Genomic DNA, 15528 nt, shown 5'->3' on the forward strand with positions numbered 1-15528 from the left:
AGATAGATTTAGCAATATGTACAGAGCTCCTGAAAGTCAGCATTCATTTATTTTTGAACCATTATTTGATGAAGAAGTTGTTTTATATATGTCAGAGCATCATCCTTTAAGTCAAAAAGAACATCTTAGTTTAAAAGACTTACAAAGTAATCGTTTATTAATCACTTCCCCCATTGTCCAATTAGACAACATTTAGAAAGACATTTACTTCAGATAGGTATCAATTTACAATATCATATTGAAGTAAACAGTTTCAGCGCACTCGAAAAATACGTTGTTAGTGAATTAGGAATTGCCATTGTGCCCAAAATAGCTGTACATCCATCTTCATACGGTAAAGTTATCAAATCGATTGCGGATTTTAAAAGCGGATTTACCGTTGGAGTGATAACAAATGAAGAGCATTTATATAACAATAAAGTGATTGCGGATTTTATTGAAACGATTCGTCGGAGTTTAGATCATAACATATTTAATGCAATTGGGAATGAGTATTATTTTTAAAATATAAAGAAAACAAAAAGGATGTCATTTATTATTGAAATTTTTATAGGAAAGAAGTGAGAACTAAGAAGCAAAATTATTATTTTAACGTCCGTGTTAAAATTGTTATTTCTTGATTTAATAAGGGTTAAGTGATAGGAAATATTACCTTCTATAATATGTGAAATATTATGGATAAGGATGTCCTTAAACGCATAGTAGATCAACAGTGTTGAATGATGTTTTTGCAATCGTTCCTAAATTTAAAGAATTGGTGCGAATCATCAAAATCGAAAAATTGTAAAACGAAGATTATGATAATTACAATCTTAAGATAGGTATGGCAAGTTTCGACGAAAGATGATAAAAAACTTTTATTAATTAGCAAATCATTGCAGTTGAAGGGGGAAAGTTGTATTTTGAAGCCAAGTTAAATTGGCTTCATTTTTAATTTATTTCTTATCACTAGCATTGCATTAACATGTTCAGATGATTTAAAATACTAGGAATTTTTAAAAATAATGTGATTGTAAAACAAAAAAATCCTTTACAATGGAAGTACAGGTGGTTCCTGTCCAAATCCAAATGTAAAGGAATACATTCATGGACAAGAATACACTAATTATGTCATTTGGTAAATGGGTTTCACCAATAAATATTCAAAAGCTTTCTGAACTTGTTAAAGAACAAAAACAGGACTACTATACAAAGAAGTTTACAACGGAGTCTTATATTAAGCTTTTGCTTTTTGCCCAGCTTCATGAATATGAGAGCTTAGAAGAAATCAGTGATGCCCTTTTAGACGAAGATCTTCAGAAAATACTCGGATTTGAATCAATTAGTGCATCTCAGTTATCACGAAAGAACAATAATATCAATCCGCTCATTCTTTCTCATATGTTCTTGGATTTAGTGTGGAAAATTCAACATTATCACATGAAAAGTGAAAAGAGAATGCCACTAAAAATCATTGATTCGAGTACTCTACCACTCAACTTAACTAACTATCAATGGGCGAAGTTTCGTCAAACAAAAGCAGGTGTAAAACTACATTTACGACTTGTATTCATGGATAAAAATGCTGTTTATTCAGAAAAAGCTGTCATTACAACGGCAAAAGAACATGACCGAAATCAGCTTGAAGTTCTGGTAGATGATAAAGAAGCTATGTACGTGTTTGATCGTGGCTATGTGGATTATGAACGATTTGATCGGATGACCGATGAAGGTTATTTTTTCGTATCACGACTGAAGAAAAAAATGCAGTCATTCGTGAAGTTCATTCTTTTTCAATTTCGGATGATTGCCCTGTACAATCCGACAAAAGGGTTTACATCGGTAGCATACAAAATCGAACAGAAAATGTCTTTCGTCTTCTTGAAGTCAAGGATACAAAAGGAAACTTCCTTCGTTTAATCACGAATCGCTTTGATTTAAGTGCTGAAGAAATCAGTGATATTTATCGTTCTCGTTGGGCCATTGAACTATTTTTCAAATGGCTGAAGCAGCACGTAGAAATTAAGCATTTTTATCGTATGAGTGAGACCGCGATTCAAAACCAAATTTTCTTAGCCCTTATCACCTATTGCTTAAATGTTCTCATTCAATTAGAGATGAAAAGTAGTAAATCTTTACTTCGAATCACTCGCTGGTTAAAGAGAGCAATTTGGAAACCTTCTTAATATTTGGACACGAAAGTTTGATGAACGCTCTAGTCCGTAAAAGAATCTTGTTGTTGTAACTCTGGGATAACTGTATATTGTTACCAAATGGAAAGTGCCACCTTTATTTAGGTCTTGTCTTTTTAGTTCAAAAACGAAGAAATATATTAACAGAAAGTTCTAACTAATTTTACGCAATGCTAGTGAGTTTAAATAAAAATAAAAAGCCATTCATAACAATGAATGGCGGAGACTGTTCTAGGCAGTCAACTTTTACGCTTTAAGCTTATTTTAACTTACCTGTGTAATTTTAGAGTGTATTGCACCAAATACATTGGTTATTATGAAACGAAAAAAGTCGATTTCTGAATGAATCGGCTTTTTTACATTTGTGCGACCGAAATGAGCTAGCCTTTTTTTTTTTAAAAAAATTTAGAGACGAACTATCGTATGAAATTAACAGGATCGTAACGAAATATGTAAGAGTAAATAATACTAGATTATCGTTTTTGTTTTGTTGACTGCATAATATTTTAAGGAAGTTTCTTCGAATGTTGATAATCATCCACAATGAATATCCCCATCAAATCCCCTTCTAAATAACAAGGAGCTCATGTTTAAAGTTATATATCCGGATAATATCATTTTGGTAAGTTGAGAGTTCTATTTAAGTATTTATTAGTTAAAAATATACATAAAAAACTAGGAAAATAGATGTATGGAGAATGGATGAATTTAACATTATGATTGATGTAGGAAATATAAATAGAAAAAGTGAGTTGATTAGCTTGATGACTGAACAAGTTAACAATTAATTAAAAAAAGACATGAACTCTATTGAGTTTTCTCATCATGATATGAACAAGCTTCAACAGGAAATGGCAGCGAAACAAAAAGTAGGTGAAGTGTAGTGGGATTATATGAGGCTGATTTTTGCCATCGCTTATTGTACGGCGGTTGGGATTTTGGAATAATTAACAACTTACAAGATGCCGTTGATGAAATCAAGCAAAACTTTGAAGATATGGATTTAGAAAATGCATCTGTCGAAGAGGAGATGAGAGCGATCGTGGATGAGATGGTGACGGAGTTAACTCAATTAATTAATAAAATAGAATCCGTTCACTTTCGCTAGTTTGTGAAGAAGGGAGGGTTTTCATGGGATCAGCACAAAAAATTAAATTACATCTCGAAGAGCTTCAAACAACATTAAATCAATTACAAACTGGGATGAATGAGTTTACAAGCTACACGACAACCTTTCGCTCGAACACAAGGGATCGCTTAAAAAACTTTCATTCCGATTTTATCGCCAAAGTCGATGCCCTCCTCGATAACATGAATAATGATGTCAATCAAGATTTAATTAAACAGCTCCAAGAAATCTATCAAGCTGGCAAAACATTTCTAGAAAGCATGAAACAAGTAGATGAAGAACTTGGAGAGGCAATTGGGGGCGATCGATCGTGAAGCGTGACTTACAATTAAATTATGGGATTTTAGATGACATGATTGGACAGCTTCATATGTATAAGCATGCCCTTGTAGAAATGAAAGACTCGCTTGATCAAGTTTCCACAGCGATTCAAACGAATCAGGGGAAAAGTGTCGAGGCATGGGATCAAAAGATCAATCGTTCCCAGGAAAAATCGAAAAATACGAAACACAAATCAACGATCTTTTGTCATTATTCGAAAATTATGTGGCAGACACAACTGTTTACATTTCCCCGATTGCGAGAAACGCTATGATGCGTGTCGACCGTAATGATATTTGGATTAATCTCACTCAAATAGAAAGTGGCATCACTAGAAACGTGACGAAAGCATTAAACCGAAGCTTCGAGACACCCTCTTCCATCTTAAGCTTGTTTGATGATCCAACCGATGCCGAAAAGAAAGCAAGCGAGATAAATAGAAGAAATATGGAAAAGATCCAAGCGAGCATTAAATCAACTAGAAACAAACTTCAAAACAAAATGGATGATCTGTGGGAACTATACGACATGAAAGTAAAAAAATTTGAAAATGTCGATGATGCGTACCATGATCGAGCCGCAAAAATGAAGGGGAAATATACGAACTTCTTTGAGGGAGTAGGAGATGTCGTCGAAAATATAACCGAAGGCGTCACCGATCTCATCAAGGGACTGGCAAATGGAATCGTCGGGATGGTGACGGGATTGGTCACCGTTGTGGAAGATGCAGGTGTAGTGATATTATCAGGTGTTATTCCTGATGTAATCGAACCACCTAAATTAAAAGAAAAGGCAGATCAAACGATTGATACATACACACAGGCTGCGATACAATTTATCCAAGACCCTATTCGTACAGCGGAATCTGTCGCACAGGTCGTGACCGATTCGGTTGAACAAGAAGGCATCATGTATGCAACTGGTTCTGCCTTGCCGTCTCTCATTCCAAGCACCTTATTAAAAGGAGTAAAAGGTCTTTCTAGCGTAAAGAGTCCTGGAAAATCACCGAAAGTGAACAACAGTAAACCATACAGCAAAGAATTTATCCAAGAAAAGATCAATGCAGCAAAAGCGGAATTGGGCAAGGTGAAGGTCCCTGTACTTTATCGAGAGCAACTGTCGACAGGCTATTCTTCTCTGCCGATTGTTGGAATGGGAACAAAGCCGCTCGGTGAGATTCGTCCGCAAATGTTTTCGGTGAAGAGTAAGGAAGGTAGGGGGACGGGAGAAGCTCTGGGTAATAAGAAAGTAGCAGTAGGTGAAGAAATTATTGCTCAAAGGGTACTGAAGGTGGAACTCGATTTAGTACCAAAGCTTACACCATACAAATCTTTAAGTAGGGGTCAACAGAAAAAAATAAAAGAAAAGATTGAAAATCGTACAGTAACAAAAGAAGAATATAAAAGATATCAATGGGATAAAAGATTTTCAAAAAGAAGAGCTGTAGGGGTTAATGAATTTTGGAAGCAAGAAAAGAAAAGGATTTTAGATGGAGAACCTCCAACAAGAGATTGGACTAATGAACAGATACAAGAGATTTTAAAAGGAAAAAAACCTCAATATAATGGGCAATCAATAATTGGACATCATACTTACAATGCTATGAATTACCCACATATATGTAATAGGGGAGAATTAATTTATCCTGTAACTAGTAGGGAACATTTAAAGGGGTGGCATGGCGGAAGCTATAGTAAAAATGCACCTGGTAGACCTGTTGATCCAAACTATTTAGAAGAATTTTAATGGAAAGGAGAATCATAGATGAGTAAAATGGCAATTAAAATAAGCTCTAATGGTACATTTAGTAAATGTGTAGTACCCTTAAGAAAGTACACTTGTTTAGGAATTGCGGAGATAAAAAATAAAATTGAAAACAAAGATTTTTTTGCTAAAACGGATGCAAATGATATTGATGATATGGAAAATTTAAAAGGATTAGTTGATAACTTGTTGAAGTTAGGTGCAGAAGTGAGAATATTTGATAGTGATGAATATGGTGAAGGGATTTTCGATTATCAAGAAATTTCTTACGACCAATTTATTAATAATATTGACCGATTAAAAGAAATTATGGAAGAATTACAGGATGACGATGACGCTATGTCTGACGAAGTTTAAAATGAGGAAATAAAATAAATGATATTTTTGTTAAATCACTTTATAAGTCTATCGTTAAAGAGAACCTTCAACTATACAAAGACTTGTATGAAACAACGAATGTTACTTCTAAAACAGATGATTATTGGAAAAAAGCTATTGGTTTTTACGATAGTTTAACTGACGAAAAAAAAGATATATTAATTGAACAAACTATGATTGATACTATTTCAAACATGCTAGGAGTAATTGATGGAAGTACACTTTAAAAGATTGTTCGTTAGAACCTAAATTACTTCTCGATTCTATTGATACGGAAGGAGAACTGCAAGATTCGTTTTTAAGAATTCATAGAAGAAAGAGATAGTAACAGCTAATTGGATTTTTTATTATAGAGGTCTTCATAAAGAGCGCAGTTAAAATATATAAATAGTTTGAATGAATTCGATAACCTTGATTGGCTAAATGCCTTCCAAGGTTTTTTTAAAAATTTATATTAAATCATATTCGAGTGAGAAAATAAGAGAATGATATGTTTATACTGGTACCAAATTGTTCACTCCCCGTATGGGCTAATGTTAGAGTGTGAATTGTAAGCCCGAATTCAAACAACGCATATAAAATAGAAGCACCTCCTGGTACGATAAGCGTATCTATTAAAAAAGGAGGTGCTTTTCAAATGCCACAACAAAAATTGACTATTGTCCCCGTTACATTACATACCGAAAACAATAATTCTTCTAGTTCAGTTCCAGCTGAGCTTTCCTCAAAACCTGCTTGCATGATTAAAACAGCAGCTGCGGAAATTGCCTTCTTCAACGGCGTAGAGGAGCACGTCATCCAAGCAATCATGAGGGAGTTGAAACATTGGTGAAACATGATTATACGGATGTGAAAAATATCTATATTATCTGTGGGAAAACGGATATGCGGAAGGGGATTGACGGATTGGCTACTCTAATTCAAGATTCTTTTGAATTAGACCCCTATGGCGACTCTATATTCTTATTTGCCGGATGGAAGAAAGATAGATATAAATGTCTGTATTTCGATGGGGATGGCTTCGCCATGCTCTATAAACGACTGGACAATGGTAAGCTACAATGGCCTAAAGATGAACAAGCAGTTCGTAATCTATCTCAGAAGGAGCTCAGGTGGTTGCTTGAGGGGTTATCCATTCAGCAGCCAAAGGCCATTCAACCATCGCCAAAAGGCACGTTCTGAACTTTTTCTACCTATTTTTCCTTTATTTCAAGGTTTAAAATGATTATAATAGGAGTACGAAAATGGACGAAAAGTGGTGAACATTGTGGGAAAAGACTCTTCTTCAAAGGACAAATTAATTCAATTACTCGAAGAACAATTGGCTCATTCGAACCAGCAAAATAAAGAATTAATGAAGAAGATTGATTCTCTATCACAGCAAGTTCGCCAGCTAACAAAAGCTTTATATGGTTCTAAAACGGAGAAATCTAAATACAATGCGCCAGACGGGCAAGCCTCTTTATTTGATGATGACTCGTCTTTTAGCGATTCTGAGCACACAGAAGAACAAAGCCAACAGACGATTTCTTATACTGTTGTACGAAAAGTTCAAAAAAGAAAAAAAGAAACGATTCATTACATGATGACATTGAAGTAGATGACATTCATCATCATCCAGAAAATACAATCTGTGAGTGTTGCCAAGGGCAAATGATTGAGATCGGCAGCACAATCGTACGTGAAGAGGCAGAATTCATTCCAGCAAGGATGAAGAAAATTCAACACATTGAACATGCTTATGGGTGTACAAAATGTAAGGGGGATTCATCCCAACCAGCGCAAATAAAACGTGGGAAAGCACCACAACCAGTTATTCAACGCAGTATTACTAGTCCCAGTGTACTTGCCAAAGTTATCTATGATAAATTTGTGCAGTACTTACCCCTTCACCGTCAGGTGAAGGAATGGGTTCGTTATGGACTGGATACGAATGACAAAAACCTTTCCAATTGGGTCATTCGTGTAGCAGGTGATTGGCTACTTCCTATCTATGAACGAATGAAAACGATCATGATGGCAAAAATCCGTTTTACATATTGATGAAACGTATGCAAAAATTATTAATCGTTCTGACGGTAAACCGGGTCAAGCCAATGCCTATAACTGGGTCTACCGAAGTATACCTTGCCAGGGGCCAACGATAGTTCTATTTCAAAGTTCATTATCACGTGCACGTTCAGTTCTTGAAAGTTTTATTGAAGATTATTCAGGAACGATTATCTGTGATGGTTATTCTGCATATGACAAAATTGAAGGAATCAGCTTTGCGAATTGTTGGGCTCATGTTCGGCGTTATTGGCTGAAAGCAGACAGCAAAAATGGCCGAATTGGTGTGAAGTATTGCGATGATTTGTATCGGCTCGAGAGGAAGTTTAAACATTTGTCCCCGAGTAAACGTAGAAAAAAACGCAAAAAGTTTTCAAAGCCAATAGTGGAGGAATTCCTTAACTGGGTTGAAACATCGCCATTCTTCGGAAAAAATGCCCTTGCGAAGGCGGCAGAATATACACTTAATAGAGCTGATGGATTAAAGGCATTCTTATATGATGGCCGGATTGAAATTGATAATAATCCCGCGGAAAATGCCATCCGACCCAATGTCATTGGAAGAAAAAATTGGCTATTTTCGGTCAGCGAAGCTGGGGCAAAAGCCAACGCCATTTGTTTGAGTATCGCAGAAAACAGCCAAAAGTAACGGCATCGATTTCTACGAATATATAAAAAAGCTTTTGACCGATCTACCAAATTGTAGTATCCATCAAAACCCTGAAATTTTAGATCTATATATGCCATGGTCGAAAATGATCAAGGCAGAATGTAGTAAATAAATGAAATTAGCCGTATTTTGACCAAAAAGATCATGAAATACGGTTAATTGTCATGCGCACCAGAAGGTGCGCATATTTTTATAGTTCGGGCTTACGATGAATGAGCCCCTTTCGCCTGAAAACCTCATAAATGCAAAAATCTTACTACATAAATATTTATATCGTGAATGGGAAATGATAGTCAGCTTTTTTTCTTGTTCGCTGAATATCCATTTTTCACTTATTGAGTAACTTTGAACCGAATAAATCGCTTTTTGTTATCTCTGAAATTTTTCCTTCGATCATGGTAATTAGTAAAGGAAGTATGGTTTTATACTTTCCTTTCTCAAAAATTTAAAGATTTATTACAATTAAATCAACAAAAAATCGATAATGAATTTTTACATTACTATGAACAAGACTTAAAAAAATTATTTTGCCACAAAATCTGTTAGTTTAAAAAATGAACATCCATTTCTCCTGTTAAAGTCCAACCATATTGTAAATTGCGTTCAATGATAGTTTCAATCTTTTCATAATCAATGTTTTGTAATTTAATCTGTTGAACCTCAAAATTTTCATAGCTTCTTGAATGTTTTTAACGCTGTATTTCTTCGCTTAATTGTTCTGTTATATTTTTTAAAAAGCTCATTTAATCCTTCATATGGATTCATACAAAATTATATCCCTAATACTCCTTGAGAAAACAATGATGCTATTTAAAATATTTTCCTAAGATACTATGGAATTTTCGACAGTTTTCAAAAAAATAATAGAAAGCACATTCGATCATAGATTGACAACGAAACGTTCAGCTCTATAAAAAGACCTAATGTTACTCACAGAATAAATACTTTCTTCCGATAAAAATGTTATTTGTGATGATGACTAGATATTTCCGTCTATGACTTTTTCATTGTTTTAGGTGAAATCACCTATTTTGTCAAACTTAGTCATAAAAATTTGCTATAATTTCGACAAAAGGTGAAAATAATCAAATCTTGAAAGATTTTGTAAAGATAGAAAGGTGATTGCTTATGTTTTTTTCGAAAAAAAAAAATATCTTCCTATAGGAAGTGTTGTTGGCTTACAAAAGGATGCAAGACGTCTATTAGTAGTTGGAAGACAATTATATTCTGAAACAAATCAGATCATAAGAGATTATGCAGCTGTAGAATATCCGAATGGGTTTATCGATGCAAAAGAGAAATTTATTATGTTTAATCATGCGGATATCGCAGTTGTCTATCATTACGGTTATGTCGATGAAAAGGAAATGCAATTAGAAACATTAATAATCGAGGCAGAGAGTACGGATAACAGAGGTGCGGATGATGGGGATTTTTCAGTTTAATAAAGAATTGAGAGATCATATTTCTCATGTAACTGTAAGGTTGGAAAGTTTGTTTCAGACAGTATTCGAACAGATGGTTTATTTTCGGAAAGAGCTTGATCGACATACTGGAACAGCAGCACAGGCTCTTCAACAGAAGATGGATGATCAGATTCATTACTTTAGCGAGGCGTCATTCGGATTAATGCTATTTGTTGATACTGTCAAAAGCTTTATAGCTGGTATAAATACGACTGATGAGGGTATTAATGGGTGTGCGCCCCCGATCGCAACAAGAGCGGAACGTCAATATACGTATTCAGCAGGAAGAGTTGAAGCAGAAATTAAATTAGATCCAACGGCGCTGGAACAGGCAACAAGCACGTTCCACTCTAACCTTGCTGGTTTTGAGGAGATATTGACAGTTTTTCATTCACTCTTAAATCATATTATCGTTAGCACTGACTTCCCATGGGGTGATGTAACAGAGGTTTGGCCAGAGGCGCAGAATAAAATCCAATTTGTAATAAATGAATTTAAAGAACGTGTCACACAATTGATTGGAGATTCCGAAAATCTTGTCAAAGAATTAAAGCGTGTAGATCACCTACTCTCAAATCAAATGCAGCGTGTAAAGAAGGGGGATTGATAAGGATGGCAAGGGAGCAGATCGTGAAGCAAATTCTCAATAAGCATCAAGTCGAAGCAAATGAAATCATCACCGAAACCGGTTCGAATTTACTTAAACAAGCATTCGCGAAAAAATGGAACAAACTTAATCACACAAGCTTAACAGCCAATGCAAACAAAGATACGATTACTTTCGATGCAGAAGAGATAAAAGGGAAGATTAATAGTTGGATTGAACATTTAGAAGATTGTCGGGATGACGTAATAAAAAAATATATGAAAGTTGACGTCCCCTTCGAGGAAAGAAATAAAATGTCATTTATGATAGATGATATAGACTACATTCAACAAGTATATCGAGAACTAAAAGCCGAAGTAGATGAAGTGGAAATGGAGTTTGAAAATACAGTCCGTGTATACCGCTCACCTTTGCGCCAAGCATTAAATGACATTACACGATTATACAACTCAGTAAACAATGTAAAAGGCGACTTTTCTGGCTTTAAAAATGTGTCAGTCTATGTGCATGGGATCGAATCGAATGGAAAGCAATTTCTTGAAAGTGCTAAGAAAGCGGCTCAACCAGGCGATGTAATTATGCGTGAAATGAGGAAAGGAAAGAATGAATATTTTGTAGTTAAAAAAGGTGGAGGAATAAATAAAGTAGAGGGATTTTATAAATTAAAATTAGAAACAGAATTTAAAAATAAAGAAGGACGCCTCCACATCGTTTACGATACTGACTGAACATAAAAACGAACACCGTCAAGAAACGAGTGACGATGTAGCGAAAAGATTGACGGAAATGGGATTAGTGAACGAAGCGACAAAGATTGATTTGTTTGCCCATAGTTATGGTGGGCGAAGGTTTTTCCAATTTGCGATGGACTACCCTGATCAAGTGCGAAGCATAACGACAATTGGGACACCGTACGATAAAAATACGATGGGCAAGCTCGGGAATAACGTTCCTATTTTACGCTGGAAATGGGTACAGAAATTAGTTGATAAAGAGCCAACTCAATATAGTGGATATGTAGATCCAAATCCAGAAAATAGACGAGTAGATAAAGGAATCGAACATAGTAATGTTTATACTGATATGACGAGCGAAGCGTTAAGCGAGGAGATGACTTATTTGAAAGCGGCAAATCCAGAAGTGTATCGAAAACTGGAAGAAATGGATATAACTGCGGTAGCGGGCTATGATTTAGCAGGTTGGCTTGGAACTAAATCATCACACAAGATGGTGCTGTCTCAATACAAAGTCAACAAGCGGAATCGTTAGGAGCGTTAATTGATCAGCGTTTATCATATAAAGTGGATGGAGGAGCGTTTCGCCCCACGAAGCCGCCTCATATTTATGAAATAAAGAATGAGGAGTTTATCGAGTTAATTAAAAAAGTAAATAAAACACAACAAGAGTAAGCAAAGGGGTGAAAAGGTTGAGAAAAAAAAGCTGTCGTCATTTGCATGTTGTTTATTTCTTCACTCCTACTTATTGGCTGTGGAAATAAAGTCATATATGTGAAGGGCTTTCCAACAAAGGATAGCCCAGCGTTGTCTGAATTTTTAAGGGGTATGATGCCAGGAAGCGGATATAATTTTTTGTATGATGTTAACGGGGTTCATGTGTGTATATAAAAAGAAATAGGAATGAAGATTATAAAGAAGTTTCTTTTCATTACAATAAGGAAGACGAATTAAAAACATTTTATGAACCGTTATTTTATACAAAAAGATGTAGAGAAAACCTTTAATAATTTATGGGGAAATGATGAATTAACAGATAAAATAGAACAACAAATCGCGAATAAGGATGAATTTAACCTCCCAACATTAAAGTTAGAAGAGAAAAATCAATTGTACGTTAAAACAAGACAGAAAGAAACAATATTAGATTTACCTCAGCTTATGGAAAAATTTAAACTTAAGCCAGATGATGAGTTAGTTTTTAATCTGTATAATGTGAATGATGATCATTTCGTTCTTGAAATAGACAAAGAGGAATTAAACAATTATATAGCCCTTTTTATTAAACAAGATTTATCGCGTATCGTACCGACAAGTACCGATCCAGAGGCATTTAATAAAACGTTAGCTAGCGGAGAACTTGATGAATTTCATGATTTATTTTCTAATGTAAAAAGTGATCATAGGTTTAAAAAAACATTCATCTATCGCTTCGTATATGACAGAAAAGATAAGCAGCTAAAAGAAATTGGTGAAGAAGATTATTTAAGTGAAGATGGCAAATATGTGTATATTAATGGGCTAGAAGATCCTTTATCCGACGGCGTTCAACGGATTCAAACAATTGAAAACTATATGGCTGGTAACGACACGTACGAAGCGGAATTCAAAATTAGTTTTAAAAAAATCGCAAAAGAAGCGGGCATTAAAAGTGCTGCAGGTGTAGGAATAGCTAAAATTGTTTATTTTAATAAAGATTATATTATTTTAGGCTTACATTATCATGCCCCTATCGTTGGCGATGCCGGTTCAACTAACGTTATCATTGATTTGCAGGGGGATAAAAAGAATCCGACAGCTTATGTCGTTGATTTAGATTGGTTTTAAAGTTAAGGAGGAGTGTATTGGGGTGAAACAAAAAAGATTACGATTGATGATCTGTATTTTGTTACTTGCTTGTACGCTCCTCTTTTTTTATCGCTATGATACTAGTAAAGTCACATATGTAAAGGGCTTTCCAACAAAGGATAGCCCAGCGTTGTCTGAATTTTTAGGAGACTAAACCAACAAAGTAAGACCACACCATTTGCTAAAATCAATAAGCATCAAGTCGAAGCAAATGAAATCATCACCGAAACCGGTTCGAATTTACTTAAACAAGCATTCTCGAAAAAATGGAACAAACTTAATCACACAAGCTTAACAGCCAATGCAAACAAAGATACGATTACTTTCGATGCAGGAGAGATAAAAGGGAAGATTAATAGTTGGATTGAACATTTAGAAGATTGTCGGGATGACGTAATAAAAAAAAATATATGAAAGTTGATGTCCCCTTCGAGGAAAGAAATAAAATGTCATTTATGATAGATGATATAGACTACATTCAACAAGTATATCGAGAACTAAAAGCCGAAGTAGATGAAGTGGAAATGGAGTTTGAAAATACAGTCCGTGTATACCGCTCACCTTTGCGCCAAGCATTAAATGACATTACACGATTATACAACTCAGTAAACAATGTAAAAGGCGACTTTTCTGGCTTAAAAAAATGTCTCAGTCTATGTGCACGGGATCGAATCGAACGGGGAAGATTTTATCAAAAGTGCGAAGAAAGCGGCTCAACCAGGCGATGTAATTATGCGTGAAATGAGGAAAGGAAAGAATGAATATTTTGTAGTAAATGAAGATGGAGGAATAAAGGAATTTAAGGAATTTGAAAAATTAAGATTAGCAGATGAATTTAAGAATAAACAAGGACGTCTCCATATCGTTTACGATACTGAACATAAAAACGAACACCGTCAAGAAACGAGTGACGATGTAGCGAAAAGATTGACGGAAATGGGATTAGTGAACGAAACGACAAAGATTGATTTGTTTGCCCATAGTTATGGTGGGCGAAGGTTTTTCCAATTTGCGATGGACTACCCTGATCAAGTGCGAAGCATAACGACAATTGGGACACCGTACGATAAAAATACGATGGGCAAGCTCGGGAATAACGTCTCCATTTTACGCTGGAAATGGGTACAGAAATTAGTTGATAAAGAGCCAACTCAATATAGTGGATATGTAGATCCAAATCCAGAAAATAGACGAGTAGATAAAGGAATCGAACATAGTAATGTTTATACTGATATGACGAGCGAAGCGTTAAGCGAGGAGATGACTTATTTGAAAGCGGCAAATCCAGAAGTGTATCGAAAACTGGAGGAAATGGATATAACTGCGGTAGCGGGCTATGATTTAGCAGGTTGGCTTGGAACTAAATCATCACAAGATGGCGCTGTTTCAGTAAAAAGTCAACAAGCAAAGTCCTTAGGAGCGTTAATTGATCAGCGTTTATCATATAAAGTTGATGGAGGAGGGTTTCGCCCCACGAAGCCGCCTCATATTTATGAAATAGAGAATGAGGAGTTTATCGAATTAATTAAAAAAGTAAATAAAACACAACAAGAGTAAGCAAAGGGGTGAAAAGGTTGAGAAAAAAAGCTGTCGTCATTTGCATGTTGTTTATTTCTTCACTCCTACTTATTGGCTGTGGAAATAAAGTCATATATGTGAAGGGCTTTCCAACAAAGGATAGCCCAGCGTTGTCTGAATTTTTAGGAGGTGAGATGGCTAGTAGTAGTTATAATCTTCTCTATGATGTTAATGGGATGTATGTATATACAGGAATAAATCTGAATGAAGATGATAGGGAAATTATGTTTCATTTTCATGATGGAGATGACTTAAAAACATTTTATGAGCCGTTATTTTATACAAAAGATGTAGAGAAAACCTTTAATAATTTATGGGGAAATGGTGAATTCACAGATAAGATAGAACAACAAATTGCTAATAAGGATGAATTTAACCTCCCAACATTAAAGTTAGAGGAGAAAAATCAATTGTACGTTAAAACAAGACAGAAAGAAACAATATTAGATTTACCTGAGCTTATGGAAAAATTTAAACTTAAGCCAGATGATGAGTTAGTTTTTAATCTGTATAATATGAATGATGATCATTTTATTGTATATTTAAAAATTTTAATCAGGAAGAAAAGTTAAATAAAATATGTTGCTCTTTTTATTAAACAAGATTTATCGCGTATCGTACCGACAAGTACCGATCCAGAGGCATTTAATAAAACGTTAGCTAGCGGAGAACTTGATGAATTTCATGATTTATTTTCTAATGTAAAAAGTGATCATAGGTTTGAAAAAACATTCATCTATCGCTTCGTATATGACAGAAAAGATAAGCAGCTAAAAGAAATTGGTGAAGAAGATTATTTAAGTGAAGATGGCA

18 protein-coding genes and 2 pseudogenes are annotated in these 15528 nt (G+C 35.0%); all 20 read left to right on the forward strand.

Going from position 1 to position 15528, the window contains the following annotated elements; genetic code table 11:
* Window positions 1-16: 16 nt before the first annotated feature.
* The 20 genes and pseudogenes from K6959_RS18965 (at window position 17) to K6959_RS07765 (ending at window position 15287) form a co-directional block, all read left to right on the forward strand.
* The gene (locus tag K6959_RS18965; protein WP_163240870.1) at window positions 17-196 is read left to right on the forward strand and encodes a LysR substrate-binding domain-containing protein; all 180 of its coding nucleotides are present in this window, start codon (window positions 17-19) and stop codon (window positions 194-196) included.
* A gap of 23 nt (window positions 197-219) precedes the next feature.
* On the forward strand, window positions 220-504 hold the full coding sequence (locus tag K6959_RS07675) for a substrate-binding domain-containing protein (protein WP_262421972.1): 285 nt from the start codon (window positions 220-222) through the stop codon (window positions 502-504).
* A gap of 582 nt (window positions 505-1086) precedes the next feature.
* Window positions 1087-2205 (forward strand): annotated as a pseudogene (locus K6959_RS07680) (IS4 family transposase).
* Window positions 2206-3054: 849 nt separating this feature from the next.
* Window positions 3055-3279 carry a hypothetical protein gene (locus K6959_RS07685; RefSeq protein ID WP_223088082.1) on the forward strand — a complete coding sequence of 75 codons (225 nt, stop codon included), beginning with the start codon at window positions 3055-3057 and terminating at the stop codon, window positions 3277-3279.
* 23 nt (window positions 3280-3302) lie between these two features.
* A complete protein-coding gene (locus K6959_RS07690) occupies window positions 3303-3614 on the forward strand; it encodes a hypothetical protein (protein ID WP_223088083.1) in 312 nt (103 codons plus the stop codon).
* On the forward strand, window positions 3611-3895 hold the full coding sequence (locus tag K6959_RS07695; RefSeq protein WP_223088085.1) for a hypothetical protein: 285 nt from the start codon (window positions 3611-3613) through the stop codon (window positions 3893-3895). Before K6959_RS07690 ends, K6959_RS07695 begins: the two co-directional genes overlap by 4 nt.
* On the forward strand, window positions 3892-5367 hold the full coding sequence (locus tag K6959_RS18970; protein ID WP_262421918.1) for a hypothetical protein: 1476 nt from the start codon (window positions 3892-3894) through the stop codon (window positions 5365-5367). The genes K6959_RS07695 and K6959_RS18970 overlap by 4 nt, the downstream gene beginning before the upstream one ends.
* Before the next feature lie 18 nt (window positions 5368-5385).
* A complete protein-coding gene (locus K6959_RS07705; protein ID WP_223088086.1) occupies window positions 5386-5742 on the forward strand; it encodes a hypothetical protein in 357 nt (118 codons plus the stop codon).
* A gap of 658 nt (window positions 5743-6400) precedes the next feature.
* Window positions 6401-6595: a hypothetical protein gene (locus K6959_RS07710; protein WP_163240371.1), complete on the forward strand. Its 195-nt coding sequence runs from the start codon at window positions 6401-6403 to the stop codon at window positions 6593-6595.
* A complete protein-coding gene (gene tnpB, locus K6959_RS07715; protein WP_262421973.1) occupies window positions 6592-6945 on the forward strand; it encodes an IS66 family insertion sequence element accessory protein TnpB in 354 nt (117 codons plus the stop codon). The genes K6959_RS07710 and tnpB overlap by 4 nt, the downstream gene beginning before the upstream one ends.
* A gap of 73 nt (window positions 6946-7018) precedes the next feature.
* A pseudogene (gene tnpC, locus K6959_RS20000) lies at window positions 7019-8594 on the forward strand (IS66 family transposase).
* Window positions 8595-9600: 1006 nt separating this feature from the next.
* Entirely contained in the window at window positions 9601-9927 is a 327-nt protein-coding gene (locus K6959_RS07725; RefSeq protein ID WP_262421921.1) for a DUF4176 domain-containing protein, read from the forward strand.
* Window positions 9908-10555 (forward strand): hypothetical protein, encoded by a 648-nt coding sequence (locus K6959_RS07730; RefSeq protein WP_223088089.1) that lies wholly within the window; start codon window positions 9908-9910, stop codon window positions 10553-10555. The genes K6959_RS07725 and K6959_RS07730 overlap by 20 nt, the downstream gene beginning before the upstream one ends.
* A gap of 5 nt (window positions 10556-10560) precedes the next feature.
* Window positions 10561-11283, forward strand: coding sequence for a hypothetical protein (locus K6959_RS07735; RefSeq protein WP_223088091.1), 723 nt, complete (start codon window positions 10561-10563; stop codon window positions 11281-11283).
* A gap of 58 nt (window positions 11284-11341) precedes the next feature.
* Window positions 11342-11824, forward strand: a complete 483-nt coding sequence (locus K6959_RS07740) for an alpha/beta hydrolase family protein (protein ID WP_223088092.1) — start codon at window positions 11342-11344, stop codon at window positions 11822-11824.
* 428 nt (window positions 11825-12252) lie between these two features.
* Window positions 12253-13116 carry a hypothetical protein gene (locus K6959_RS07745; protein WP_223088093.1) on the forward strand — a complete coding sequence of 288 codons (864 nt, stop codon included), beginning with the start codon at window positions 12253-12255 and terminating at the stop codon, window positions 13114-13116.
* 22 nt (window positions 13117-13138) lie between these two features.
* A complete protein-coding gene (locus K6959_RS07750) occupies window positions 13139-13291 on the forward strand; it encodes a hypothetical protein (protein WP_163243580.1) in 153 nt (50 codons plus the stop codon).
* Between the two features lie 292 nt (window positions 13292-13583).
* Window positions 13584-13877, forward strand: a complete 294-nt coding sequence (locus K6959_RS07755) for a hypothetical protein (protein WP_223088094.1) — start codon at window positions 13584-13586, stop codon at window positions 13875-13877.
* A complete protein-coding gene (locus K6959_RS07760) occupies window positions 13870-14694 on the forward strand; it encodes an alpha/beta hydrolase family protein (RefSeq protein WP_223088096.1) in 825 nt (274 codons plus the stop codon). Before K6959_RS07755 ends, K6959_RS07760 begins: the two co-directional genes overlap by 8 nt.
* A 17-nt stretch (window positions 14695-14711) precedes the next feature.
* Entirely contained in the window at window positions 14712-15287 is a 576-nt protein-coding gene (locus K6959_RS07765) for a hypothetical protein (protein ID WP_223088098.1), read from the forward strand.
* Window positions 15288-15528: the final 241 nt, after the last annotated feature.

This window comes from Bacillus aquiflavi, assembly GCF_019915265.1.
Taxonomy (GTDB): domain Bacteria; phylum Bacillota; class Bacilli; order Bacillales; family Cytobacillaceae; genus Bacillus_BT; species Bacillus_BT aquiflavi.